This window comes from Streptomyces sp. NPDC057900, assembly GCF_042887885.1.
Lineage (GTDB): Bacteria > Actinomycetota > Actinomycetes > Streptomycetales > Streptomycetaceae > Streptomyces.
The window spans coordinates 194805-220524 of record NZ_JBHVOI010000010.1 but is presented as its reverse complement, the minus strand read 5'-3'; the positions used below and the strand labels follow the sequence as shown (position 1 = coordinate 220524).

Here is a 25720-nt window from a genome sequence, read left to right as displayed (position 1 = left end):
CCGGTCACCGGGGGTGCGCCGCAGGATGTGTTGCGCGACCGGCTCTACCGGGTCACCCTAAGGAGTGACCCAGAAGTGACATCTGCTCACTCTTTGCATTCGGGGGTCGTTCGTTCAACGGGGCGAAGTATGTGGGCCTCGATGTGAGGAGCCTCGACGATGACCGTTCCACTCGACCGGCATTATCTGGTCGAACTCCAGGTTTCGGCAGAGCGCGTGTCCCAGCTGCGGCGGATCATCGCCGCGCATCTGCGCCACTGGAGTCTCGAACTTCACGTACGGCCCGTGTGCCGTGCTGTGGAGGAGCTGCTGACCAACGTCCAGCGGCACGTCGGTGACGACAACACCTGTGTCCTCGAACTCCGCTGGTCCGGACGGCACCTCACGGTCTCCGTCGCTGACAACGGTGCCGAAATGCCCCGGCTGCTCCACGAGGGCGGGGGGCTGAGCCGGGTGATGGCCCTCAGCGACAGCTGGGGCACCTGCCGGACCGCCGAGGGCAAGGTCGTCTGGTTCACCCGGTACGCGCAGGAGCCGCAGCACATCGCGCTGGTGCCGCTCCCGCCGCTGCCCGGTGTCCGCGAGTTCCGCCGCCCGCCCGCGGTGGTCACGGACTTCCCGGCGGCCGAAGCCGCCGCGGCGGCCACCGCAGGGGCCGACGCCCCGGCCAAGGCCCCCGCCCTCGTCTGAGGCGCGCGCGTCCGAGGGCGCCCGCAATGGGGCGCGGCATGGGGCGCGGCCACCCCGCAGTCCTCCCGTCCGGCACGGATCGCATGCGTCCCGCACGCATGATCCGCGCCGGACGGGTACGCGTGTGCCCGGCCCGCGTTGCGTCACCGGACGCGGCGCGGCACGGTCGGAGTACCGAGGCAAGGAGGTCACAGTCATGCCCATCGCGACGGTCAACCCCGCGAACGGCGAGACCCTGAGGACGTTCGACGCCCTCGAAGAGGACGAGATCGAGCGGCGGCTCGCCGCGGCGGACAGCGCCTTCCGGGAATACCGCACCACCGGCTTCGGCGAACGGTCCAGGCTGCTGAACCGGGCCGCCGATCTCCTGGACGAGGACCAGCGGGACATCGCCCGCACCATGACCCTGGAGATGGGCAAGCCGGTCAAGGCGGCCCGCGCCGAGGCCGCGAAGTGCGCGAAGGCCATGCGCTGGTACGCCGCCCACGCGCGCGAGCTCCTCGCCGACGAGCACCCCGCGCCCGCCGACGTCGAGGACTCCGGCGCCTCCCGCGCCTATGTCCACTACCGGCCACTGGGCACCGTGCTCGCCGTGATGCCGTGGAACTTCCCGCTCTGGCAGGTCGTACGGTTCGCGGCCCCCGCCCTCATGGCGGGCAACACCGGGCTGCTGAAGCACGCCTCGAACGTGCCGCAGACCGCGCTCTACCTGGGTGATCTGTTCCGGCGGGCCGGATTCCCCGAAGGCTGCTTCCAGACCCTGCTGGTGGGCTCCTCCGCGGTCGAGTCGATCCTGCGCGACCGCAGGGTGGCCGCGGCCACCCTGACCGGCAGCGAACCGGCCGGGCGCGCCGTCGCGTCCGTCGCGGGCGACGAGGTCAAGCACACCGTCCTGGAGCTGGGCGGCAGCGACCCGTACCTCGTCCTGCCCTCCGCCGACGTCGCGCGGGCCGCCCGTACCGCCGTCACCGCCCGGGTCCAGAACAACGGCCAGTCCTGCATCGCCGCCAAGCGGTTCATCGTGCACACCGAGGTGTACGAGGAGTTCGCCGAACGCTTCACCGTGGGCATGCGCGACCTGACCGTCGGCGACCCGCTGGAGGAGTCCACCGACGTCGGCCCGCTCTCCAGCGAGCAGGGCCGCACAGACCTGGAGGAACTCGTCGACGACGCCGTACGGCAGGGCGCCGTCGCCCTGTGCGGCGGCGGCCGGCCCGAGGGGCTGGGCGGCGGCCTGGAGAACGGCTGGTTCTACGCGCCCACCGTCCTGACCGGCATCACGCCCGCCATGCGGATCCACCGCGAGGAGACCTTCGGTCCCGTCGCCACGCTCTACCGCGTCGACAGCCTCGACGAGGCGGTGGAGCTCGCCAACGACACCCCGTTCGGGCTCAGCTCCAACGTGTGGACCCGTGACGCGGAGGAGAGCCGGCGCTGCGTCCGCGACCTGGAGGCGGGCGGCGTCTTCTTCAACGGGATGACGGCCTCGCATCCCGCGCTGCCGTTCGGCGGCGTGAAACGCTCCGGCTACGGGCGTGAGCTCGCCGGACACGGCATCCGCGAGTTCTGCAACGCCACCACCGTCTGGTACGGCCCCGAGCCGGGGTGAACACGCCCCGGCGCCAGTGCCCGCTGTTCCGCCCGCTGAGAAGGTGACCATGAGCGACGCCCCACCGGCCTCACCGACGGCCGGCCCGTCCGACGAAGAGATCTCCGCGCTCGACGCCCACTGGCGGGCGGCCAACTACCTGGCCGTCGGCCAGATCTACCTAATGGCCAACCCGCTGCTCACCCGGCCGCTCGCCCCCGAGCACATCAAGCCCAGGCTGCTCGGCCACTGGGGCACCTCACCGGGCCTCAACCTCGTGTACACGCACCTCAACCGGGTCATCGCCGCACGCGGCATCCCCGCGCTGTGCGTCTGGGGCCCCGGCCACGGCGGTCCCGCGGTGCTCGCCAACTCCTGGCTGGAGGGCAGCTACTCGGAGACGTACCCCGACGTCAGCAGGGACGCGGCGGGCATGGGCCTGCTGTTCAAGCAGTTCTCCTTCCCCGGCGGGGTGCCCAGCCACGTCGCACCCGAGACCCCCGGCTCCATCCACGAGGGCGGCGAACTCGGCTACTCCCTCGCCCACGCCTACGGGGCCGCCCTCGACCACCCGGAGCTGCTCGTCACCTGCGTCATCGGGGACGGGGAGGCGGAGACCGGGCCGCTCGCCGGTTCCTGGCACGCCAACAAGTTCCTCGATCCGGTCCACGACGGCGCCGTCCTGCCGGTCCTCCACCTCAACGGCTACAAGATCGCCAACCCGACCGTGCTCGCGCGGCTGCCGGAGGCCGAGCTCGACGCCCTGCTGCGCGGCTACGGACACGAACCGCTGTACGTGGAGGGCGACGACCCGCTCACCGTGCACCGGGCGATGGCCGCCGCGATGGACCGGGCCGTCGACCGCATCGGAGAGCTCCAGCAGGCCGCCCGGACCGGCGGCGGCACCGACCGCCCGCGCTGGCCCATGATCGTGCTGCGCACCCCGAAGGGCTGGACCGGCCCCGCCGAGGTCGACGGGCTGCCCGTCGAAGGCACCTGGCGCGCCCACCAGGTCCCGCTGCCCGGAGTCCGCGACAACCCGGCCCATCTGCGCCAGCTGGAGGCGTGGCTGCGCTCCTACCGGCCCGAGGAGCTCTTCGACGCCGAAGGACGCCCCTCGGAGCAGGTCCTCAGCTGTGTGCCCGCGGGCCCGGACCGGCTCGGCTCCACCCCGTACGCCAACGGCGGGCTGCTCCTGCGCGACCTGCCCGTTCCGCCGCTCGACGCGCACGCGGTCCGGGTGGACCGGCCGGGCACCGTCCTGCACGAGCCGACCAGGGTCCTGGGCGGACTGCTGGAAGCCGTGATGGCGGCCACCGCGGACCGCAGGGACTTCCGGGTCGTCGGCCCCGACGAGACGGCCTCGAACCGGCTCGACGCCCTCTACGAGGCCACCGGGAAGGCCTGGCAGGCCGGGACGCTGCCCACCGACGAGCACCTGGCCCGCGACGGCCGCGTCATGGAGGTCCTCTCCGAGCACCTGTGCCAGGGCTGGCTGGAGGGCTACCTGCTCACCGGACGGCACGGACTGTTCTCCTGCTACGAGGCGTTCGCCCACATCGTCGACTCGATGGTCAACCAGCACATCAAATGGCTGCGGACCTCGCGCCGGCTGCCGTGGCGCCGCCCCATCGCCTCCCTCAACTACCTCCTCACCTCACACGTCTGGCGGCAGGACCACAACGGCTTCTCGCACCAGGACCCGGGCTTCGTCGACCACATCCTCAACAAGAGCCCCGAGGTCGTCCGCGTCTACCTGCCCCCGGACGCCAACACGCTGCTGTCCGTGGCCGACCACGCGCTGCGCAGCCGTGACTACGTCAATGTGATCGTGGCCGGAAAACAGCCCAGCTTCGACTGGCTCACCCTCGACCAGGCCCGTGCGCACTGCGCCCGTGGCGCCGGAACGTGGGAGTGGGCGGGTACGGACGACGGCAGCCGCGAACCCGATGTGGTGCTCGCCTGCGCCGGGGACGTCCCCACTCTGGAGGTCCTGGCGGCGGCCGGTCTGCTCCGGCACCACCTGCCCGAGCTGGCGGTGCGGGTGGTGAACGTCGTCGACATGGCCCGGCTCATGCCGCACGACGAGCATCCGCACGGGATGCCGGACTCCGAGTACGATGCGCTCTTCACCCGCGACAAGCCGGTGATCTTCGCGTACCACGGCTATCCCTGGCTGATCCACCGACTGGCCTACCGCCGTACCGGTCACGCCAACCTGCATGTGCGCGGCTACAAGGAGGAGGGCACGACCACCACGCCGTTCGACATGGTGGTCCGCAACGACCTAGACCGCTACCGGCTGGTCATGGACGTCATCGACCGGGTCCCCGGCCTCGGCGTCCGCGCCGTGGCGGTGCGTCAGGCGATGTCCGACACCCGTACCCGTCACCACGCCTGGATCCGCGAGCACGGCACCGACCTGCCCGAGGTCGCCGACTGGACCTGGGAGGGCTGAGGCCCACCCGGCGCGCACGGCAGGGGCCCGGACGGACGACCGTCCGGGCCCCTGCCGTGCGACGTTCAGTAGCGCAGCGCCGCCGCGATCCGCCCGTGCTCCCTGAGCGAGTCGTCCGCGACGAACACCACCTCCGCGCCGCTGTCCAGCGCCGCCTCGACCAGCTCGTCGACGATGTCCTCGCGGACAGTCTCGTCCGCCGGGTCCAGGGCGTCCGCGCTCACCGGCTCAAGGTGCTCATCGGCGATCCGGACCGTCTGCTGATAGTGCTCCTCCACCGCCACCAGACCGGCGCGCGCCTCCCGTACGGCGGCCCACACCTCGTCGAGGCCGCCGGCGAAGGCGTGACGGCCGCGTGCCTCGTCCAGCTTGCCGTCGATCTCGGCGGCGAACCGCTTCTGCCGGGCGTCCAGCGCGGGACGCAGCTCGGTGAGCAGGTCGCCGGGCGTCGTGTCGGCGGGAGCGCCCTTCGTCACCCGCCCGACCGCCGCCCCGGTGCTCTCCCCGACCTCGTCCAGCATCGCCAGCGCGGGAGCGAGGCCGACCAGGTACAGCGGGCGAGGATCCGTGGCCAGGACCCCGCGCAGCTTCTCGTCCACCGTCCGCAGGAACTGGCGGGTGTCCTCGTCGCTGAAGGTGCTCGGGGTGTCCCCGATCCGCTCCTCGCGCTGCGGGTTGGGCGGCTCGTGCGGAGCCGTCAGCGGGAAGCCGCCGATCCGCTCCTCGTGCGCCGCGTCCCCCGTACCGCTGAACAGGGCCGCGTGGTCGGCGGAGACGGTCAGCGCCCAGAACGGCCGGGCCTGTGCCTTGGCGGCGACCAGGTTGCGGGTGAGGTAGGTGTCGCTCAGCACCACTCGTTCGGGTGCGGTGCGGGGGAGCTGCCAGATCTGGTACTCGTCCGCCGTCGCGAGGACCACCAGCGAGTCCAGGGCCCGGCGCGGATCGATCTCCGCGACCGCCCGGTCGAGCTGCTGCTTGATGGCGGCCCTGGTCTCGCGGCCGACGTGGGGATCGGCGTCGAGCCGGTTTCCCGCGGCGGCGACCAGGTTGCGCAGCCGGACGGCGTCCTGAGCGTTGTCGGGGGCGCGCCGGTGGGTCGGCATGGTCAGGGACAGGGCGGGATAGGGCTTGGCCGCCCGGAGCTCCTGCAAGAGGCCGGCGGTCAGGGCATCCGTGTCCATCTGTTCCCTCCCGGGGACTTGGCGTACTGCGGTGCTGAGCGGGTGATTCGACGAGTCAATTCATACCTTTTGATCCTAATATGGGCGAATTGGTGTTCCCGGGTTCCAGCGGATGTGCGCGATGTCCACGCTCGCCCTGGAGCGTGGGAGCGAGAGCCGGCCCTTCCTTCGTACTTCCGAGCAGACGGAGCGTCCGTGAACCAGACCAGCCCCGTGCGGCGCGCCATCGGCCGCCGTGCCGCCCGCAGCCTGACCCCCGCCGTGCTGGCCGCGGTGATCGTCGCCGGCGTCGCCGCCTGCGACAGCTCCGACACCTCGTCGCGGGGGACCGCCAAGAGCACCCGTACGGTGTCGGCGGAGCCGAAGACCTCCCCGAGCGCCTCGGAGAGCCAGCGCACCCAGCGGGAGTTCGCGGCCTCGGTCTCCGCGGAGGTGGAGCGCAACCGGCAGAAGGCCGTCACCACGCTCAAGGGTGTGAAGGGCAAGGGCGACGCGGTCAAGGACGTCTCCGTCAACGGCCTCGCGGTCGAGCCCTCCGAACAGTTCCGCAGCGCCCTCGTCCGGGTGACCAACCCGACCGACAAGGCCGCCTTCTACGCGGTCAAGGTGGACTTCACCGACTCCTCCGGCAAGGTCTTGGACTCCGTGGTGCTCGGTTTCGCGGACGCCCCGCCCGGCCGCACCGTCAGCCAGCACGCCAACAGCCGCAAGGCCGCGGGCGTCAAGACGTTCCCGCGGATCGCGCAGGCCGAGCGCGGCTGACGGCCGGCCGGTGAACGCCGCGGACGCGGTCACGGACGCCCTGCGCGAACTGCACACCCGGTTCGGCGGACTGCGCGACGGCACGCTCGCCGACTACATCCCGCAGCTGGCGCTGGCCGACCCCGACGCGTTCGGGCTGGCCCTGATCAGCATGGACGGCCACCGCTACAGCACGGGTGACGTCGAGGTGCCGTTCACCGCCCAGTCCGTCTCGAAGCCGTTCGTCTACGCCCTGGCCCTGTCCGCGCTGGGGCTCGACGAGGTGGGCCGCTGGGTCGGCGCGGAGCCCAGCGGCGAGGCGTTCAACGCCATCAGTCTGGAACCGGGCACCGGACGACCCGCCAACGCCATGGTCAACGCCGGCGCCATCGTCACCACCGCGCTGGTCCCCGACACCCGGGACGCCCCGAGGTTCGACCGGATCCTCGGCTTCCTGAGCCGCTTCGCCGGCCGGCGGCTGGACGTCGACGAGCAGGTGTACGCCTCGGAGGCGCTCACCGGCGACCGCAACCGCGCCCTGGCGTATCTGATCCGCAGCGCGGGCCCGCTGCCCGTGGACCCGGTGGCGGCCGTGGAGACGTACTTCCGCCAGTGCGCGGTACGGGTCACGGCGCTGGACCTGGCCGCGATGGCGGCGACCCTGGCCAACGGGGGAGTCCAACCGGTCACCGGGGACGCGGTGGTGCCGGAACCCGTCGCCGCGCACGTCCTGGCGGTGATGGCGACCTGCGGGATGTACGACGCCTCGGGCGACTGGCTGCTCCGGGTGGGGCTGCCGGCCAAGAGCGGGGTCTCCGGGGGGCTGATCGCCGCCGGACCGGCCCGGTTCGGACTCGCGGCGTACAGTCCGCTCCTCGACCCGGCCGGAACCTCCGTGCGGGGACAGCTGGCGCTCGGCGCGCTGTCCGAGCGTTTCAAGCTGCACCTCATGCACAACCCGGCCCTGGCGGGTTCCACCGTCACCCTGGTCACCACGGCCGACGATCTGCCCTCCGCGCCTGCGGGGGAGCGGGAGCGCGCCCGCCGCGAGCGGGTGGCGGTCGTCGCGGCCCAGGGCGCGCTGGACTTCACCGCGGCAGAGCGGGTGCTGTTCGCCCTGGACGAGTCGGGCCCGGAGGACACGGCGGCCGTGGTGCTGGATCTGCGCCGGGTGACGGACATCGACACGGCGGCGCGGGCGATGCTGAACGGCGGGCTGGCCCGGCTCACGGCCGGCGGCCGGCGCGCCGCCGTGGTGGACCCGGCGGGCCGTCTCGCGGGGCAGGACGCCACCGCCGGGGCTCCCCGGCGCTTCGTCTCACGCGAGGACGCGGTGGAATGGTGCGCGCCGGGGCGGACCGGCTGAGTCCCGGCCCGCCCTTGCACACCGGCCGGCGGCCTACCAGATGGCGTCCACCCATTCGGGGTGGTCGACGAACGGGTTCCGGTTGTGCTGGTACTGGTCGAATATGACGTCGTTGCGCCGCTTCTCGAAGGTGTCCGGCGGGTCCTCCTGGCTCCACGCCTTCAGCACGGAGAGCTTGCCGATGTGCGGGGCGGAGCCGTTCGACACCTGGTCGTTGGGTTCGAGGTCGGCGAAGGAGTCGTCGCCCTCGTACCGCACGGCCATGTAGAGGATCATGCGGGCGACGTCGCCCTTGACGGCGTCGCGCGGTTCGAAGGAGTCGCTGTCGGTGTAGTTGCCGGGCGCCCCGCTCACCTCGCTGCCGCCGTTGTCGAAGTCCTTGTTGCCGCGCACGGAGTTGACCGACACGTCCTCCGGGCGCAGATGGTGGATATCGGTGCCGGGGCCGGTGGCCGTGCCGAAGTCGCCGTGCGACTTGGCCCAGACGTGTTCCCGGTTCCACTGGCCGGTGCCGCCGCCGTTGTCGCTCTTGGGCTCGGAGATCCCGGAGTAGAGGAGGATCACGTTCGAGGAGTTCGACGGATCCTCGTCGGTGTCCTTGAGCGCGTCCCAGACCTGGCTGTAGGTGAGCTTGGACTGGTCGCTGATGATCGTGTGCAGGGCGGCCTTGAGCGCGGTGCCGGTCTTGCCGAGCGCGTCCTGGTAGTACGTGTCGTCCAGTGCGCGGAGCGGGGTGGCGGCAGTCGCCGGAGCCGGCGGGGTGTCGGCCGGTGCGGCGGCCGCGGTGCCGGTGAGCACCGCGAAGGCGGCGAGAGTGGCCAGCAGCGGGCGCCGGTACGAAAGGTGACGACGGGACATGTGGGGTGTCCTCTCCGGAAATACGGGCACCGCGGCGCCGGCGAAGGGTGGGGGGCGGCTGCCGCGGTGGTCGTGTGATGGGTGGTCAGCGGGAGCCTTCCACACGCACCGTGACCCGGGTGTGAACGCTGCGTACCTATCATGTGCAGGTCAAGTGAGCGTCGGTGTCCGGCCGGACGGACGCTGCGGCCGGGCACCGGATGCGCCCCCGTCGGCGCGGGGCGAGAATTGCCGCAAGGACGAGGAGGCGGCATGAGCGACGAGCCCGAATCCGTATCCGAACCGCTGCGAGCGGACCCATCCGCGCTGCGGGGCGTGACCCCCGACAGCCTCCTGCACACCGGCGCGAGCGATGATCCGTCGCCCGAGGACCTGGTGCTCGCCTCCGGGCGGGACCTGACTCCGCAGACCCTTGAGTGGGCGCGGCGCAGGCTGGCCGAGGAGGGCCGGTCGGCGATCGACAAGCAGCTGCCGTAGCCGCGGCCGGGCGGCGCGGCGGCGGCCGCGCGCCCTCGTGGCGGCCGGAAGTGTTCGGGTGTATCCCGCCGCTCGGTTAGCCTGAACGCTATATGAACCGTTTGACGACGTCAGGGGCCGGTTACGACCTCGCCCGATTCCCGGAGGACCCCCGCGACCCCTTCCGTGCCTGGGACGCGGCCGACGAATACCTGCTGCGGCACCTGGAGGGGATCGACGGGGCGAGTCCGGTCGACCTGTCCGGCGTTGTCGTCGTGGTCGGTGACCGCTGGGGCGCGCTGAGCACGGTACTGGCCGGTCACCGGCCGGTACAGATCACCGACTCCTACCTCGCGCAGCGTGCGACAGCGGCGAACCTGGAACGCAACGGGGCCGACGCGGACGCCGTACGGCTGCTGTCCGCGCGCGACACCCCGCCGGACCGCATCGACGTCCTGCTCGTACGCGTGCCCAAGAGCCTCGCGCTCCTGGAGGACCAGCTGTACCGGCTCGCGCCCGCCGTCCACCCCGGGACCGTCGTCATCGGCACCGGGATGGTCAAGGAGATCCACACCTCCACCCTCAAGCTGTTCGAGCGCATCATCGGCCCCACCCGCACCTCCCTCGCGGTCAAGAAGGCCCGGCTCATCCACTGCACACCCGACCCGGCCCCGGTCCGCGTGAGCAGCCCGTGGCCCCACCGCTACGAGCTGCCCGACGACGTCGGGGCCGTCGCGGGGCGGACCGTCACCAACCACGCCGGGATCTTCTGCGCGGAGCGGCTCGATATCGGCACCCGCTTCTTCCTGAAGCACCTGCCGGTGCGCAGCGGCCCGGAACGGGTCGTCGACCTCGGCTGCGGAAACGGCGTCCTCGGGCTGTCCGCCGCACTCGCCAACCCCGAGGCCGAGCTCACCTTCATCGACGAGTCGTACCAGGCGGTCGCCTCGGCCGAGGCGACCTTCCGGGCCAATGCCGACGCCGCCACCGAGGCCCGCTTCGTCGTCGGCGACGGGCTGGCCGACACCGCGCCCGCGAGCGTCGACCTGATCCTCAACAATCCGCCGTTCCACTCGCACCAGGCCACCACGGACGCCACCGCCCGGAACATGTTCCACGGGGCGCGTGCCGCGCTGCGCCAGGGCGGCGAGCTATGGGTCGTGGGCAACCGGCACCTCGGCTACCACACCCAGCTGCGCCGCACGTTCGGCAACTGCGTCACGGTGGCGGGCGACTCCAAGTTCGTGGTGCTGCGCGCCGTGAAACGCTGACGCCCGGCCGCCGGGGCTCCGTGCCCCTTCCGGATTCTTGCAACACGTTCTACTGTGTGCGCCGCCGCACACGGGCGACGCGACCGCGAGACTCCTGGAGGGGCCGTGCACCTCGAATACACGCCTGAGCAGCAGCAGTTGCGCGCCGAACTGCGCGCGTACTTCGCTGCCCTGGTCCCCGACAACGCCTACGCGCGGTACGCCGACCCCGCGGCCCAGAAGCGCTTCTACCGGGACACCATCCGACGCCTCGGCTCCGACGGATGGCTCGGCGTCGGCTGGCCCACGGAGTACGGCGGGCGCGGCCTCTCCCCGATGGAGCAGTTCATCTTCTTCGACGAGGCCGCGCAGGCCGGTGTACCGCTGCCGCTGATGGCCCTCAACACCGTCGGCCCCACGATCATGCAGTTCGGCACCGACGAGCAGAAGGCCTACTTCCTGCCCAAGGTGCTCGCCGGGGAGCTCGACTTCGCGATCGGCTACAGCGAACCCGACGCGGGCACCGACCTCGCGGCCCTGAAGACCCGCGCGGTGCGCGAGGGCGACACGTATGTCGTCAACGGCCAGAAGATCTGGACGACCAACGGCGACACCGCCGACTGGGTCTGGCTCGCCGCCCGCACCGACCCGGAGGCGCCGCCGCACAAGGGCATCACCATGCTCCTGGTCCCGACGTCCGACCCCGGCTACTCCTGCACCCTGATCAACACCCTCGCCTCGCACGACACCACCGCGAGCTACTACGAGAACATCCGCGTCCCCGTCTCCCGCCGCGTCGGTGAGGAGAACAAGGGCTGGCGGCTCATCACCAACCAGCTCAACCACGAACGCGTCACCCTCGCCGCCCACGGCACCATGGCCATCCGGGCCCTGCACAACGTCCGCCGCTGGGCAGCGGACACCCGGCTGGCCGACGGCCGCCGCGTCATCGACCTCGGCTGGGTCCGCGCCCGCCTCGCCCGCACCCACACCCGCCTCGATGCCATGAAGCTGCTCAACTGGCAGATGGTGTCGGCCGTCCAGCACAACACCCTCACCCCGCAGGACGCCTCCGCCGTCAAGGTCTACGGCTCCGAGGCGCGCCGCGACGCCTACGCCTGGCTCATGGAGGTGGTCGGCTCGGCCGGCCCCCTCAAGGAGGGCTCGGCCGGCGCCGTCCTGCACGGCGAACTCGAACGCGGATACCGCTCCGCCGTCATCTTCACCTTCGGCGGGGGCAACAACGAGATCCAGCGGGAGATCATCTCGTGGATCGGCCTCGGGATGCCGCGCGTACGGCGCTGAGCGGGTGCGACGAGGATTCTCGGCCGGTCTTCGTGCGGGATCCCCGGTTACGGCACCGGCTGCTGCTGGGTGACGCAGTGGATTCCGCCGCCGCCGGTGCCGAGACGGTCGATGTCGAGCTGTTGGACGACCCGGCCGGGGTAGAGCCTGGCCAGTGTGGCCTTGGCTGCCGCGTCGGCCCCGTCGTCGCCGAACTGGCCGGAGATGACGGCGCCGTTGCATACGTAGTAGTTGGCGTAGGAGGCGAGGAAGTCCCGGTCGGTGGAGCGGATCCTGTCGTAGTCGGGGCCCTGGAGCTTCGACACCGACATCCGGCCTCCGCTCGCCGTGGTGGCGGAGGACAGCGTCTGGTACTGCTGGCGCGCGTCCTTGGCGTAGACGTCCGTGTCCGTCGACAGGGGCATCTGGACGAGCGCCTGCCCGGGGGCAAGGAAGCGTGAGGTGGCGTCCACGTGGTCGTCGGTGATGTCCTGCCCGGACACGCCGTCGAACCAGATGACCTTGGAGGCCCCGTACGCGGCGCACATGGCGGTTTCGAGCTGCGTCTGCGACTTCCCGGGGTTGCGCTTGGTGCTGATGAGGCTGCTGCGGGTCGCCATCAAGGTGCCGGCGCCATCCTGTTCGATCGCGCCGCCCTCTCCGACCAGGCCCGCGGAGGTGAAGGGGACACCGACGTAGGCGGCGATCCTCTGGGCGACGAGTGCGTCCTTGGCGTGGGTCTGCTTCTTCCCCCAGCCGTTGAAGTTCAGCCCGACCGCGTCGAGGCCGCCGGCCCCGTCGGTGCGGAAGACCGGGCCGCTGTCGCGCATCCAGCAGTCGTCGACCGGGATGGAGGTGATCACGGTGACCGAGGAACCGCACATCGAACGGGCGCCGGCGGCGCTGCCGGAGTTGGCGCACATGATGACCGGTTCGTACCGTGCGACGGTGCGCGCGATCAGCGCGATGTCGGCCTGGATTCCGCTCAGGAGCCGACGGCCCCAGATCGCGGTGCTGTCCGGCCAGGCCATCCAGGTGCGGGTGTGGGGGGCGTCCTCTATCGGGACCCTGAGGGAGCCCGCCGAAGCGGTCCGGCCGCGCGGGGACGCGGCACGGGCCCGCCCCTCGGCAGCGCCGAGGGCGGCGCCCGCGGCGGTGAGCCCAGCTGCCGCGAGGAACCCGCGCCTGCGCAGACTCCCGTAGGAACGGTTCACTGCGTGCTCGTTCATGGTGGTTCTCCTCTGCCGTTTCAACCGGCCGCAGGGGCGCGGTGGGAGCCTGAAAACTAAAACTGACCGAGCGCTCGGTCAATAGTTTTGGCAATGGATTCTGCGGATGCGCGCAACTACGCAGGTGGGGGCCGGGGCGCTCGTTAGAGTGACGCCATGGCAGCATCAGCGAAAGGCCCCCAGAAACCCTCCGCGGCTCCTGTCCGGCCGGGGCGGCCGCGTGTGTCGGCGAAGGGTGAGCAGACTCGGGGGCGCTTGGTCTCGGCCGCCCGGACCCTGCTGGCCGGTGAGATGAGCGAGCGGTTCACCACTCGTAACGTGGCGGCACTGTGTGGGGTTTCGCACGGAATGTGCCACTACCACTTCCAGGATCGAACCGACCTCATTCTGGCGGTCCTCGAAGACATGCGCCCCGAGTGGATCTCCCCGTTGGAGGCCGCGGTCTCCGCACCCGGCACGTTCGCCGAACGCGCTGAACGCGTGGTCGTTCTGCTCGGACGGCCCGAGAGCACGGACCTCGCGCACCTGCACTCGGCGCTGCACTGGCACGCGTTGAACGACGACCGGGTGCGGTACGCGCTTGAGGCCGAGTACCGGCGCTGGCGCACCGCTTTCGTCGACCTGTTCCAGGTCCTGGCCGACGAGCGGGGCACCCCGCTCGATCCCCGGCCGCTGGGCGAGGCCGTCGCCGCCGCCGTCGACGGCCTCGCCGCCGCGGAGTCACTGGACGCGGGACTCGACACCGGGCCGGTTCTGCGGACCCTGGTCCTCACGCTCGCGGCCGGTGCCTGAACCGGTCACCGCCGGCAGCCGCGCCCGGCGCGTGGCCGAGATCACTTCCGGGTCCCAGCCGGGCCGGGGCACGGAATCCAGGAGGAGCCGGGTGTAGGGGTGTTGGGGCGCGGCGAGGACCTCGGCCGTGGGACCAGCCTCGACGACGGCACCGTGGCGCATGACGACGATCTCGTCGGTGACACACCGGACCACCCCCAGGTCGTGGGTGATGAACAGGTACCCGACCGAGGTCTCCTCCCTGATGTCGGCCAGGAGGTTGAGGATCTGCGCCTGCACCGACACGTCGAGTGCGGCGACCGCTTCGTCCAGGACGAGCACGGCGGGCTCGACGGCGAGAGCGCGCGCGATGGCCACACGTTGCCGCTGCCCGCCGGAGAGCCGGCGCGGCAGCGCGTCGGCGGCGCGGGTTCCCAGGCCCACTTGGTCGAGGAGCTGGCGTATGCGCTTCTTCGGGTCCCGCTCGGGAAAATGAAGGCGCAGCGTCTCGCGGAGGACCGCCTCGACACTCGTCCTCGGGTCGAGGGAGAGGTAAGGGTCCTGGAAGACCATCTGGATCTCGCGGGCCCGGGCCAGACGCCGTGCCCGGCCCCGCCCCGCACCGCGCTCCCGCTCGGCGCGGGACCGGCCGCGCACCAGGACCTCGCCCTCGTCAGCCTGTTCCAGGCCGACGACGATCCGTGCGGTGGTGGTCTTACCGGAACCGGATTCGCCCACGATGCCGAGGGAGCCGCCCTCCGGCAGCGTGAAGGACACATCGTCCACGGCGCGTACGGTCCCGAAGGTCCGTCGCAGGCCCTTGACGACCAGGGTGTTCTCAGGCATCGACGGCGCTCCCTTCGAGCCGGTCGCTGTGGTGACAGGAGGCCCGGTGGTCCGGCCTGCCGGGGGCGGGCAGCGCGGGCGGTGCCTCCTGCTCGCAGAGTTCGCTCGCGAGGGGGCACCGGGCGGCGAAGGCACAGCCCCGCAGCTCCTGACGCAGGTCGGGGGGCTGGCCGTCGATGGCGGCGAGGCGGTGCCGGGGCCCCTCCATCCGAGGGGTCGAGGCGAGAAGAGCGGACGTGTACGGGTGGCGGGGATGCCTGAAGAGGACATCGGCGGGGCCGCTCTCGGCGATTCGTCCGGCGTACATGACGTAGACACGGTCACTGATGGCCGCGGCGAGGTCGAGATCGTGGGTGACGAAGAGGAGCCCGGTACCGAAGCGTTCCCGCAGCCGGCTCAGGAGGGCGATGACCTCTGCCTGGGTGGTGACGTCCAGCGCGGTGGTGGGTTCGTCGGCGAGCAGGAGGGCCGGGTCTCCCATGAGGGCTGCGGCGATCATGACGCGCTGGAGCATGCCGCCGGACATCTGCCCGGGATACTTGCGCAGCGCGGAGGCGTCCAGACCCACCGCGTCGAGGAGTTCACCGGCCCGGACGGTGGCCTCCGTCCGGTTCATGGCCTTGGTCAGCCGGACGCTCTCGGTGAGGAAGTCTCCGATGCGGCGCAGCGGGTTGATGGCGGCCCGCGGGTCCTGGAAGATCATGGCGACCGTGCCGGTGCGCAGGGCGCGCAGTTGCCGGGCGTCCATGGTGAGCACGTCGTGGCCGTCGACGCGGACGGTGCCTTCGGTGACGGCGCCCGGCGGCAGCAGCCGCAGCGCGCTGCGTGAGGTGAGCGTCTTTCCGGAGCCGGACTCGCCGACGAGTGCCACGGTCTCGCCGACGCCGACGGTGAGGTCGATCCCGTCGAGGACCGGGCGGGCGGTGCCGGGCAGGGTGATGCGCAGTCCCTGGATGTCGAGAGTGTTCATTGGTCTCTCCTGGCGACGCGGTCGGCCCAGCGTTCCCCGACCACGTTGAACGCGACGACGGTCAGCATGATGAGCACGCAGGGCAGAATCGCGGACAGCGGGTAGCCGCGCTGGATGGCGGTCTGTCCGTCGAACACCATGCGGCCCCAGTCGGGGGTGAGCGCGGGAATGCCGAGCCCGAGGAAGGACAGCCCCGCGAGGTCCATCAGGGCGTAACCGAAGTTGATGGCGGACTGGGCGAGGACGACGGGGGCGACGTTGGGCAGGATGTGGCGCAGGCAGATCTGGAGGCCGGAGTGCCCCTGGACCCGGTAGGCGCTGACATAGGGGCGTTGGCGTTCGGCCAGGACCAGTGAGCGCGTCAGCCGGCTGACATAGGGCAGATAGGCGATCGCCAGGGCGATGACCGGCGCGAGCAGCCCCTCTCCGTAGATCGAGATGATGAGGATCGCCAGCAGCATTCCGGGGAAGGCGAAGACCAGTTCGGTGCTCCGGGAGAGCACCGAGTCCAGCCAGCCGCCCCGCCAGGCCGCGGCCATTCCGACGAGGACGCCGACGACGGTGGAGAAGGCGATCACCCCCAGCGGGCCCAGCAGGGAGGCGCGTGCGCCGGTCAGCAGATGCGAGAGGGTGTCGCGGCCCGCCTCGTCCACACCGAGCGGATGATCGGCAGAGGGCCCCGCGAGCGCGTTTCCCAGGTCGACGGCGTTGGGGTCGTGCGGTGCCACCACACCGGCGAGCAGCGCCCCGGCGACGACGAGGACCACGAACCCCAGACAGCAGAGGTGGAGCGGCGACCCGGCCGAGCGGATCCGGGCGAGACCGGGCCGGCGGGTGAGAACGGCGGTCATGCGGCAGACCTCCTCGATCCGAGGGTGATCCGCGGGTCGACCAGCGGCATCAGCAGGTCGACGACGAGGTTCACGGTCATGAACAGGCCCACGATGATGAGGGAGATGGCCTGGACGGTGGGGAAGTCCTTGGTGGTGGTCGACAGTTCGAGGAGCTGTCCGATGCCACCGATGCTGAAGGCGCTCTCCACCAGGATCGTGCAGACGAGCAGCGTCGAGACGATCAGACCGCCGGTGGTCAGCACGGTGCCCAGCGAGTTGCGGAACACATGCCGTCGGATGACCTCGCGCTCCGGCACGCCCCGGCTGCGGGCCACGGTGACGTGTTCGCCGGCGAGGGCCTCCAGCATCGCCGAGCGGGTGACCCGGGCGAGCAGACCGATCAGATAGAGGGCGAGCGCGATGGCCGGGAGCGTCAGATGCCAGACCTGGTCGAGGAAGCCGTCGCCGGCGCCGCCGCTGGGGAACCAGCCGAGCTTGACGGCGAACAGGCCCTGGAGCAGCACGGCCGCGACGAAGGACGGGGTGCCGACGGCGAACGTGGTGGTGACCAGGACCACGGAGTCGGTGCCGCCGCCGCGTACGGCCGCGAGCCGGCCGAGTGCCAGGCCGACGACGATCACCACGGCCAATGACATGCCGACCAGCAGCAGGGTGGTGGGCAGGCGGTCGGCCAGCAGCCGGGAGACATCGGTGCGGTAGGTGATCGACCGCCCGAAGTCGCCGTGTGCCATGTCGCCCAGCCAGTGCAGGTACCGGACGATGAAGGGATCGTTCAGGTGGTACTGCGCGTTGATCGCGGCGAGGGCCTCCGGTGAGGCCGAGCGGCCCGAGAGCAGAAAGCTCGCGGGGCTGCCCGGCGCCAGATACATCGCACCGAACACCACGAACGACGCGCAGAGCAGGGTGGCGATCATCTCCGCCAGCCGCCGTACGGCGAATCTCGTGAAGCTCACTGGGCGGCCCCCACATCGGCTGCCCACGGGTAGTACATGTACGAGATGGTGGTAGGCGCTCCGGTGATCCTCTTGTTGAGGAACAGGGAGGTCGGCCACTCGGCGACCGGGATCCACAGCAGCTGGTCGGCGGCGTGCTTCTGCAGCTGCGCCTCGATCTTCGACCGCGTCCTGGGGTCGTAGGCGGCGGTCGCCCGGTCGACGAGGTCGTCGTACCGCTTGTCGTGGTAGCCGGCGAAATTCATGTACGAACCCGTTTTGAAGTTGGAGAGCAGGTCCAGTGGGTCGGTGATCGAGTCGTAGTAGGTGAGCGGGAACATATCGATGCCCTCGCGCGCCTTGGGGTCGGTGAACAGCGCGGTGAACGCGTTCGGGGCGATGGTCTTCAGCTTGATGTCCAGGCCGATCCGGGTGCCCGCGGCCTGCACCGCGGTGGCGAGCACGGAGACGTCCTGACCGATGGAGCTGGTGGCGACGGTCAGGGTCTTCCCGGTGGCACCGGCCTGTTTGATCAGCGCCTTGGCCTTCTCGATGTCCGGGGTGGCCGGCGGCAGGCCGTTCAGCGCGGCCTTCCTGGCCGTTTCCGGGGCGCCGGCCCAGGCGGCACGGGTGGTGAGAGAACCGGTGACGGTCCCCACGCCCCCGAGGGCGGATCCGACGAATCCGCCGCGGTCCAGGGCCAGGGAGAGAGCGCGGCGGACCCGGACGTCGCCGAGCGGGCCCTTCATGTCGGTGATGTTGACGTTGACGGTGCTCAGACCCTCGCCGAAGTACAGGGTGCCGGTCCTGCTCCTGCGCAGCCGGTCGTAGCTCTCGGTGGGGATCAGGTAGCCGCCGTCGGCTTCGCCGCTGAGGAACGCGTTGGTGCGGGCGGAAGGGTCGGTCAGGAAGCGGAAGACGACCTTGCCGGACTTGGGCCTGGTGCCCCAGTACTTGTCGAAGCGGTCGAGCTCGATCGATTCGCCCTTGTTCCAGGTGCCGAGCTTGAACGGCCCGGTGCAGTCGAGCCCGCCTGAGGTGCCGTAGTTCCTGCCCGCCGCCTCGACGCCGGCCTTGGAGGCCACCACGCCGGCGGCGGTCGCCATGTACTGGGGGAACTGGGAGTCGGGCTTCCTGAGCTTGACGGTGACCTGGAGCGGACCGCTCTTCCTGACCGAGGTGACGTTCTTGAACACGTCGGCCCACGCGGCGGCCGTGTGCGGGTCCATCTGCCGGCCCAGGCTGAAGACCACGTCGTCAGCGGTCATCACCCGGCCGTTGTGGAAGCGCACGTTCGGACGGAGGTCGTAGACCCAGGTGGTGGGGTCGGGATTCGTCGCCTTCCGCGCCAGGCCGGGTTCGGCCGTGAGCCCGGGCGTCCAGCGCATCAGGCTCTCGCACACGTTGGAGAGGATCGTGTTCTGCGGATAGTCGAACGCCACGGTGTAGTCGAGTGTGGGCGGCTCGGCGTAGGTGGCCCAGGTGAAGGAGTCGAGGTCCCCCTTGGCCTTGGGCGTCTGCCGGGAGAGGGTGAAGCCGCCGGAGCCGTCCCCGCCGTTCCTGGGCGGTCCGGAGCAGGCCGCGAGCAGAGCCACCGAGGACAGGACGGCCGTCGCGGTGGCGATCCGACCGGTCAGGACACGTGTGTGTCTGCCGGCGCGGGGTGGGGGTGTGGTCATCGTCGCGCTCTCTTTCCGTACGTGGTTGGCCGTATGTGGATACGGGAGGCCGCCGGACCGCGACGACCGGTCCGGCAGGAGCTGGCGGTACGGTCGGACACCCCTAGGCGAGGGGGCGGGCGGTGGGGATCTGCTGAGTGATGCAGTGGACGCCGCCCCCGCCGAACGCGACCACGGGTGTCCGCACCCCGACGACCTTGCGGCCGGGGTAGGCGGCGGCGATCACCGCGAGCGCGTCCTCGTCCTGCGGCACCCCGGCGACGGGGACGACGACACCGCCGTTGGCGACGTAGTAGTTCAGGTACGACACCTCGACCTCGTCACCGGCCACCTCGGCGTAGGCCACCTGCGGGACGTCGATGATCTCCAGGCGCCGGCCCCGGGCGTCGGTGGCGACCTCCAGCACCGCGCGGTTGGCGCGCATCCGCGCGTAGTCGGGGTGGTCGGGGTCATCGGGGAGGGAGACCACGACCTTGCCGGGTGCCGCGAAGGCGCAGACCCCGTCGACGTGTCCGTCCGTCTCGGTGTCGAGCAGGCCGCCGTAGGGCAGCCAGACGATCTTGCTGACGCCGAGCCGGGACTTCAGCTCGCCCTCGATCTCGTCCCGGCTCAGGCCCGGATTGCGGTTGGGGTGGAGCAGGCACTGCTCGGTGGTGATCAGGGTCCCCTCGCCGTCGACCGTGATCGCTCCGCCTTCGAGGATCATGCCGGAGTGGACGCGCTCCACACCGAGGTGCTCCAGGAGCAGGCCACTGACCCGGTCGTCCGCATCGTACGGGTGGTGCTTCTCGCCCCAGGCGTTGAAGCGGAAGTCGACCCCGGCACGGTGGCCGTCGCCGTCCAGGACGAACAGCGGGGCGGAGTCACGGAACCAGGAGTCGTCCACCGGCAGTTCCACCACGGTGATCTCCGGGCCGCACCAGGTCCGGGCGTCGTCGCCGTGGCCGGGAGGGGCGACCATCGTGACCGGTTCGAACCCGGCTATGGCGCGGGCTACGTTCGCATACTCCTCCTTGACCTCGTCCAGCACGCTGCCCCACAAATCCGGGCGGGTGGGCCATGCCATCAGGCACCCCTCGTGCTCGGACCACTCGGCGGGCATACGGAATGCGGTCATCACGTCTCATTTCTTCTCGCCAGATGTACTCGTCGACAGTCGAAGGTCGAGCACAAGGCTGGTTCAAGCCATGGGGCCAGTACGGGGATGTGGGGGAATCCTCCTCTCAACTGAAAATTCAGTCAAGAGAAGTGGATGTCTGAAATCGCCGCCGGATCGACGGCGTGGACCAGGCGTACTCACGGAGCGCGCCCGCTTCTCACGCCGCGCTCGGCTCAGCGGGTGCCGGTGATCCGTCGGCCGGGCGCGAGCCGCGGGGTGCGCTGCGGCTCCGTGCGGCGTTGCCCGGTCGCCTCGAAGGCTGCGGCGAGTCGGAGCAGCGCGTTGTCGTCGTAGGCACGGCCCGCGAATGTCAGCCCGGCGGGCATGCCGGTGTCGGTCATGGTGCCCATCGGAACGGTCACGGTCGGTATGCCGAGGTGGCGCGGTACGAGGTTGCCGTTCGCGACCCACACGCCGTTGCGCCAGCCGAGGTCGGCGGAGGTCTCGTTCACGTCCATGTCGGCCGGCCCGACATCGGCGACCGCGGGGAACACCACGGCGTCCAGGCGCAGTTCGTCCATCCACGTCTCCAGGTCGATCCTGCGGGTCTCCTCAAGCCCGCGCAGCCCCTGCTCAAGGTGCGGGATCTCGGTGACCGACCCGTACGGCTGATCACGCACCAGCTGGGGGTAGTCGGCGATCACGTCGTCGAAGCCGTCGTAGCGGTCCGGTAGTTCGCCGGGGTGCTTGGGCCAGATCCGTGCGCCGTCCACGTCGGCGAGGGACGGGAGCGCCGGGTCGGCGTTGGCGCGCAGGAAGTCGTCCCAGGCCCAGGCCGACAGGTTGAGGGCCTCGCAGGCGAGGAAGCCGCGGCCGACCAGGCCCCGGGTGAGGAGGGACGGCGCTCCGGGGCGGTCGGACTCATAGTTGGTCACCACGGGGAAATCGACCTCGACGACCTCGGCGCCCGCAGCCTCCAGGACACCGCGGGCGGCCTGCCACAGCACGATGACCGAGGCACGCGTGTCGATCCGCTGCCCGGTCTGACCGCCGATGCCGCCGTGCGGGTTGGTCCCGGCCTCGGGGTCGGCGTTGATGTACATCCTGGGCACGCCGACGCGCTTGCCGACGAGCGTCGCGCGCGCCGACACCGCGTCCGCGGGGGCCAGCGCCGGATACGAGGCCGGGCGCACCTGGGACGGTGCGGGCAGCGGCACCCACGGCTGGGACCGCCACAGGTCGCCGCGCGTGTCCGGATCGTCGGCGACGAGGACGTCGAGGAGGTCCAGGAGGTCGGCCATGGTGCGGGTGTGGGGGACCACGACGTCCATGGTCGGCACGAGCGGCCAGTTGCCGCGCACCGAGATCACGCCGCGGCTGGGGGTGTAGGCGCACAGCGCGTTGTTCGACGCGGGCGCCCGGCCCGAGGACCAGGTCTCCTCGCCGAGGCCGAACGCGGCGAACGAGGCGGCGGTGGCGGTGCCCGAGCCGTTGGACGAGCCGGAGCCGTAGGTGCTGGTGAGCCAGTCGGCGCTGTACGGGCTTTCGGCGCGGCCGTAGACGCCGCGCTGCATACCGCCGTTCGCCATCGGGGGCATGTTGGTCAGGCCGATGAGTACGGCCCCCGCTGCGCGCAGCCGCTCGATGGCGAAGGCGTCGCGTCGGGCGACGAGGTCCTCGAACGCGGGCGAGCCGGCCGCGGAGGTCAGCCCCTTGGCGAGGTAGCTGTCCTTGGCGGTGTAGGGGATGCCGTCGAGAGGGCCGAGGATCCGGCCGCGTGCGCGGCGGGCGTCGGAAGCCTCGGCGTCGGCGCGGGCGTCGGGATTCATCACGACGAGCGAGTTGAGCGCGGTGGCGGTGCCGGGCCGGTCATAGGCCTCGATCCGGGCGAGGTAGGCGTCGAGCAGGCCGACGGCGGTGGTCTCGCCCTTCTCCAGTGCCGAGCGGAGGTCGGCGATGCCTGTCTCGACGACGTCGAATGGGGGTGCCATGCGGGTGCCTCCAAGGTGGTTGGTCGGACGGTGCGGTGTGAGGTGTCGGCCTCGAAGGGTGCGGTGCCGGGCCGCCGGCGTAAGGCGTCCGCGGCTGCGGCCCGGGGCGGATGTGCGCGGCGAACAGCAACAGCCGGTCCGCTCGGTGGGAGGCGGGGCGCGATGGCCTGCGACCCACGTCGTGGCCTGAAACAGCCTGGGCTCGGTGGGATCATGGTGGCACTGACTGAAAAATCAGTCAATAGACAAGATGTGAAGCCATCAGGGCTCACCCGCACCATGGACCTTCTGGGATCTGCTCCGGTGATCGAATAGGCGCCGGTGTTGCCCGGCGCCACCGGGCGCCTCCTGGCGGACGCGCTAGATCTGCTCCAGGCGCGCCAGCTCGGCGTCGATGGCACCGCGCATCAGATCGCGGGCGTGGCCGATCCGGATCCCGCCGCTCAGCCAGCGCATGCTCAGGCCCTCCAGAAGGGCGGTGAGCCGCTCAGCGGTCGCGGCCAGCGACGAGGCGGACGCCATCGGCTGCACCTGGCCCAGAAGCGCGGCCACGTCCTGCACCCATGTCAAGGTCGCTCGGGCGAGGTCCTCGCGCAGCTCCTCGTCGAAGACGGCGCTGGCCCGCAGCTCCCCCCAGGCCGAGCTGTTCTCCCGCACCTCGACGGTGTCCTGGAGTTCCAGCAGGAGTGTCTCGTCGAGTTCCTCGCGGGGACTGGGCGGCGGGGCGTCCGGGTCGCGGCTGGTGGTGTAACGCTCGGCGCGGTTGTTGATGAACTCAAGCGTCTGGCGCAGGATCCCGGTGCGGTCCTTGAAGTGGTAGTAGATCAGCGCGGTGGACACACCCGCCTCGGCTGCGAGCTCCTCCACGCGCAGCCCGCGGACCCCGCGCCGGGCGATCACCCGGGCGGCCGCTTCGAGGATCTGAGTACTGCGTGAGGCCATGAAGCGAACCCTACCGGCCCCTTGACGCTCTCATGGTGGCGGCCCGGGAGCCGGACGTTCGGGACAGGGCCCCGGTTCGGACGTCCGGCGACCGGGCGTGCCGGCGGAGACGTGCGGGCGGCTGCCATCCGATCGTTCTAACTGAAATTTCAGTCAATATATGGCAGCATGGTCATGCGGAACACCAGGAGGGATCAAGTGGCGACGGACCGCAGAACGGCAATCCTGGCAGGGGCCGCGCGGCTCATAGCCCGCCGCGGGGTGCGAGGCCTGCGGGTGGAGGAGCTGGCGGCGGAGGCTGGCGTCTCCGCCGCACTGATCTACTACCACTTCACGGACCGGGCCGGCATCCTGCTGCGCACCCTGGAGTTCATCAGTGAACGGGCGGAAAGGTACACCGCCGAGCGATGTGGCGGCAGCGCGCCCGCCTGTCGCAGGCGCGAGCTGGAGCAGTCCTTCCTGCTGGAGCTGCAGGACCTGCCCGAGGTGCGTGAGAACAGCATCGCCTGGGGCGAGCTGCGGGCCAGTGCGGTCTTCGACCCCGCGCTGCGGGGTGACCTGGCCGAAGCCGGTACGGCCTGGACCCGCGAGGTCGCGGGGCTTCTCGGCGCAGTGCTCCCCGGCGCCTCGGCAACGGCCCTCGCCGAGTCGGCCGAACGGCTCACCGCACTGCTGGAAGGGCTCAGTATGCGCTGGCTGAGCGGCGTCCTTTCGCTGGAGCACGCCCAGGAACTCATAATGGAGGCGATAGCGGTGGAAATAGGGCGGTCGGGTGTCCTTCCCGCGTAGTGGCTTCCTTGGTGAAGACTGCCCGGGAGTCCGGGAGCCCGGTGAGAATTGACTGAAATTACAGTCAATGACACTGTGACGGTCCGAAGGGGCTCGTATCCGAGTCCGTACGCCATACCGCCTCGTGACCCCCACTGCGGCCGGATGCCTTCATCCTGTCCACCCACGATCGGAGTCCACTGTGACCGCACTTCCTCGCTCCCGCCGTTCTGCCCTGCTGACGTTTGCCGGAGTCGGCGCGGCCGTTCTCGGCGTCTCCGCCTGCGGCCCCGGCGAACTCGCGCGGAAGGGCGATGCTTCCGGTGCCCCGAGCGAGGACGCCCCGAGTGAGGACGCCCCGAGCAGGGACAGCGAGGGCACGGGCGGGCGCCACATGGGCGCCGAGTGGGAGAGTCACACGCGGACCTTCATGTCGTGGCCCGCGCTGGAGTCGGTCTGGGGAGAGGACCTGCCCTACGTACGGGAGGACATCGCGCGGGTGGCGCGGGCGGTCGCCGAATACGAAGAGGTCGTCCTGATGGCCCGGCCCTCGCAGCGGGCCGCGGCCCAGAAGGCGTGCGGCTCCCAGGTCGAGGCCATCCCCCTGGAGGTCGACGACCTGTGGGCCCGTGACACCGTGCCCGTCTTCGTGAAGGACAGCGGCAAGGTCACAGGCGTCGACTTCAACTTCAACGGGTGGGGCAACAAGCAGGTGCACAGGAACGACGCCCGCGTCGGCCGCACCCTGCTGCGGGAGTACGGAATCCCCCGCGTCCAGGCGCCGCTGGTCGCCGAGGGAGGGTCCTTCGAGAGCGACGGTGAGGGGACCCTGCTCGTCACCGAGAGCTCGATCGTCAACAAGAACCGCAACCCCGGTAGGACCCGGGACCAGATCGAGGCCGAACTCAAGCGGACCCTGGGCCTGCAGAAGGTGATCTGGCTGGCCGGAGTGCGCGGCGAGGACATCACCGATGCGCACGTCGACAGCCTCGTGCGGTTCGCCGCACCCGGTGTGGTCCTCTTGGACAAGTCGTTCCCCGGGATGCCTGCCGACTCCTGGTCGCGCTCCTCCGACCAGGCGAGGTCCGTGCTCTCCAGGGCCACCGACGCCAGGGGGCGGCGATTCCAGATCATTGACCTGCCGCAGCCCGACCTCGACAGGATCACGGGCCGGGGCGACGACTTCGTGTCGAGCTACGCCAACTTCTACGTCGCCAACGGCGCTGTGTTCATGCCCAAGTTCGGAGACCGCGCAGCCGACGACCGCGCCCGGGGGATCCTGCAGGAGCAGTACCCCGAGCGCGACATCGTGCAGGTCAAGATCGACGCCATCGCCTCCGGCGGCGGCGGTATCCACTGCTCGACCCACGACCAGCCCGGCAAACCCGCCGCCTGACACGGCGCCCCGAGAGCGCACGGTGACCCGGACCGCGGTGGTGGCCGGGTCCAGTGCCGCGTCCCGCAAGGTCTCCCGCAGCTCCTCGGTGGCGACTGGGGCGCCGTCCGAGGGCAGCCGCATCTCCAGTACGCGCAGTTCCCTGGGGGTCGGTTTCAGCGGCCTGCCGTTACGTCCGGCGATCCGGCGCACGGTGTCCAGGCCGATGCCGCGCCTGCTCAGCACCGTGGGATCCCGCTCTGCACGGTCGCCGCCGGACCGCTGGTCTCCGTACTGGTTGCCGCCGTCGCCGGTATCTACCCGGCTCTTCGCGCGGCCGGGGCATCTCCGACAGACGCCCTGCGTTCGGCCTGACCGGTGCTGAGCGGAAG

The 25720-nt window shown here is 71.0% G+C and carries 22 protein-coding genes; 11 read left to right on the top strand and 11 right to left on the bottom strand.

Going from position 1 to position 25720, the window contains the following annotated elements; all coding sequences use genetic code 11:
* Positions 1–159 precede the first annotated feature (159 nt).
* The 3 genes from ACFVQ0_RS29445 to ACFVQ0_RS29435 all read left to right on the top strand — a co-directional run bounded on the left by ACFVQ0_RS29445 (position 160) and on the right by ACFVQ0_RS29435 (position 4736).
* Positions 160–690 (top strand): ATP-binding protein, encoded by a 531-nt coding sequence (locus ACFVQ0_RS29445; protein WP_390092225.1) that lies wholly within the window; start codon positions 160–162, stop codon positions 688–690.
* 196 nt (positions 691–886) lie between these two features.
* Positions 887–2299, top strand: coding sequence for an NADP-dependent succinic semialdehyde dehydrogenase (locus ACFVQ0_RS29440; protein ID WP_390092224.1), 1413 nt, complete (start codon positions 887–889; stop codon positions 2297–2299).
* A gap of 49 nt (positions 2300–2348) precedes the next feature.
* Entirely contained in the window at positions 2349–4736 is a 2388-nt protein-coding gene (locus ACFVQ0_RS29435) for a phosphoketolase (RefSeq protein WP_390092223.1), read from the top strand.
* Between the two features lie 65 nt (positions 4737–4801).
* On the opposite strand, the gene ACFVQ0_RS29430 is transcribed toward ACFVQ0_RS29435, so the two are convergent.
* On the bottom strand, positions 4802–5917 hold the full coding sequence (locus ACFVQ0_RS29430; RefSeq protein WP_390092222.1) for a chemotaxis protein: 1116 nt from the start codon (positions 5915–5917) through the stop codon (positions 4802–4804).
* A 195-nt stretch (positions 5918–6112) separates the two neighbouring features.
* Here ACFVQ0_RS29430 and ACFVQ0_RS29425 point away from each other — a divergent pair, with 195 nt between their 5' ends.
* Both ACFVQ0_RS29425 and glsA read left to right on the top strand, forming a co-directional pair.
* Positions 6113–6679: a hypothetical protein gene (locus tag ACFVQ0_RS29425; protein ID WP_390092221.1), complete on the top strand. Its 567-nt coding sequence runs from the start codon at positions 6113–6115 to the stop codon at positions 6677–6679.
* A 10-nt stretch (positions 6680–6689) separates the two neighbouring features.
* Positions 6690–8024, top strand: a complete 1335-nt coding sequence (gene glsA / locus ACFVQ0_RS29420; protein ID WP_390092220.1) for a glutaminase A — start codon at positions 6690–6692, stop codon at positions 8022–8024.
* A 33-nt stretch (positions 8025–8057) separates the two neighbouring features.
* Here glsA and ACFVQ0_RS29415 read toward each other — a convergent pair whose 3' ends face one another.
* Positions 8058–8882 (bottom strand): endonuclease I family protein, encoded by an 825-nt coding sequence (locus ACFVQ0_RS29415; RefSeq protein WP_390092219.1) that lies wholly within the window; start codon positions 8880–8882, stop codon positions 8058–8060.
* A 252-nt stretch (positions 8883–9134) separates the two neighbouring features.
* Here ACFVQ0_RS29415 and ACFVQ0_RS29410 point away from each other — a divergent pair, with 252 nt between their 5' ends.
* The 3 genes from ACFVQ0_RS29410 (at position 9135) to ACFVQ0_RS29400 (ending at position 11893) form a co-directional block, all read left to right on the top strand.
* Entirely contained in the window at positions 9135–9359 is a 225-nt protein-coding gene (locus ACFVQ0_RS29410; protein ID WP_390092218.1) for a hypothetical protein, read from the top strand.
* Positions 9360–9451: 92 nt separating this feature from the next.
* Complete coding sequence (locus ACFVQ0_RS29405) at positions 9452–10609, top strand: methyltransferase (RefSeq protein ID WP_390092217.1); 1158 nt, start codon at positions 9452–9454, stop codon at positions 10607–10609.
* Between the two features lie 105 nt (positions 10610–10714).
* On the top strand, positions 10715–11893 hold the full coding sequence (locus tag ACFVQ0_RS29400; RefSeq protein WP_390092216.1) for an acyl-CoA dehydrogenase family protein: 1179 nt from the start codon (positions 10715–10717) through the stop codon (positions 11891–11893).
* A gap of 47 nt (positions 11894–11940) precedes the next feature.
* Here the strand turns inward: ACFVQ0_RS29400 and ACFVQ0_RS29395 are convergent, their stop codons facing one another.
* Positions 11941–13101: an agmatine/peptidylarginine deiminase gene (locus ACFVQ0_RS29395; protein ID WP_390092215.1), complete on the bottom strand. Its 1161-nt coding sequence runs from the start codon at positions 13099–13101 to the stop codon at positions 11941–11943.
* A 255-nt stretch (positions 13102–13356) separates the two neighbouring features.
* Between ACFVQ0_RS29395 and ACFVQ0_RS29390 the strand changes: the two genes are divergently transcribed.
* Positions 13357–13893: a TetR/AcrR family transcriptional regulator gene (locus tag ACFVQ0_RS29390; protein ID WP_390092214.1), complete on the top strand. Its 537-nt coding sequence runs from the start codon at positions 13357–13359 to the stop codon at positions 13891–13893.
* Here the strand turns inward: ACFVQ0_RS29390 and ACFVQ0_RS29385 are convergent.
* From ACFVQ0_RS29385 to ACFVQ0_RS29350, 8 genes are all read right to left on the bottom strand, one after another.
* Complete coding sequence (locus ACFVQ0_RS29385; RefSeq protein WP_390092213.1) at positions 13822–14718, bottom strand: ABC transporter ATP-binding protein; 897 nt, start codon at positions 14716–14718, stop codon at positions 13822–13824. The two genes, ACFVQ0_RS29390 and ACFVQ0_RS29385, sit on opposite strands and share 72 nt — an antisense overlap.
* Positions 14711–15688 carry an ABC transporter ATP-binding protein gene (locus tag ACFVQ0_RS29380; protein WP_390092212.1) on the bottom strand — a complete coding sequence of 326 codons (978 nt, stop codon included), beginning with the start codon at positions 15686–15688 and terminating at the stop codon, positions 14711–14713. Before ACFVQ0_RS29380 ends, ACFVQ0_RS29385 begins: the two co-directional genes overlap by 8 nt.
* Positions 15685–16539, bottom strand: a complete 855-nt coding sequence (locus ACFVQ0_RS29375) for an ABC transporter permease (RefSeq protein ID WP_390092211.1) — start codon at positions 16537–16539, stop codon at positions 15685–15687. Before ACFVQ0_RS29375 ends, ACFVQ0_RS29380 begins: the two co-directional genes overlap by 4 nt.
* Positions 16536–17495, bottom strand: coding sequence for an ABC transporter permease (locus ACFVQ0_RS29370; RefSeq protein ID WP_390092210.1), 960 nt, complete (start codon positions 17493–17495; stop codon positions 16536–16538). Before ACFVQ0_RS29370 ends, ACFVQ0_RS29375 begins: the two co-directional genes overlap by 4 nt.
* Positions 17492–19153: an ABC transporter substrate-binding protein gene (locus ACFVQ0_RS29365; protein WP_390092209.1), complete on the bottom strand. Its 1662-nt coding sequence runs from the start codon at positions 19151–19153 to the stop codon at positions 17492–17494. The genes ACFVQ0_RS29370 and ACFVQ0_RS29365 overlap by 4 nt, the downstream gene beginning before the upstream one ends.
* 103 nt (positions 19154–19256) lie before the next feature.
* A complete protein-coding gene (locus ACFVQ0_RS29360; protein WP_390092208.1) occupies positions 19257–20270 on the bottom strand; it encodes an agmatine/peptidylarginine deiminase in 1014 nt (337 codons plus the stop codon).
* Between the two features lie 215 nt (positions 20271–20485).
* Positions 20486–22243 (bottom strand): amidase, encoded by a 1758-nt coding sequence (locus tag ACFVQ0_RS29355; protein WP_390092207.1) that lies wholly within the window; start codon positions 22241–22243, stop codon positions 20486–20488.
* Between the two features lie 360 nt (positions 22244–22603).
* The gene (locus ACFVQ0_RS29350) at positions 22604–23185 is read right to left on the bottom strand and encodes a TetR/AcrR family transcriptional regulator (RefSeq protein WP_390092206.1); all 582 of its coding nucleotides are present in this window, start codon (positions 23183–23185) and stop codon (positions 22604–22606) included.
* 198 nt (positions 23186–23383) lie between these two features.
* Between ACFVQ0_RS29350 and ACFVQ0_RS29345 the strand changes: the two genes are divergently transcribed.
* Together ACFVQ0_RS29345 and ACFVQ0_RS29340 are read left to right on the top strand one after the other, a co-directional pair.
* On the top strand, positions 23384–23974 hold the full coding sequence (locus ACFVQ0_RS29345) for a TetR/AcrR family transcriptional regulator (RefSeq protein WP_390092205.1): 591 nt from the start codon (positions 23384–23386) through the stop codon (positions 23972–23974).
* A 181-nt stretch (positions 23975–24155) separates the two neighbouring features.
* Positions 24156–25349 (top strand): agmatine/peptidylarginine deiminase, encoded by a 1194-nt coding sequence (locus tag ACFVQ0_RS29340; protein ID WP_390092204.1) that lies wholly within the window; start codon positions 24156–24158, stop codon positions 25347–25349.
* Positions 25350–25720 lie beyond the last annotated feature (371 nt).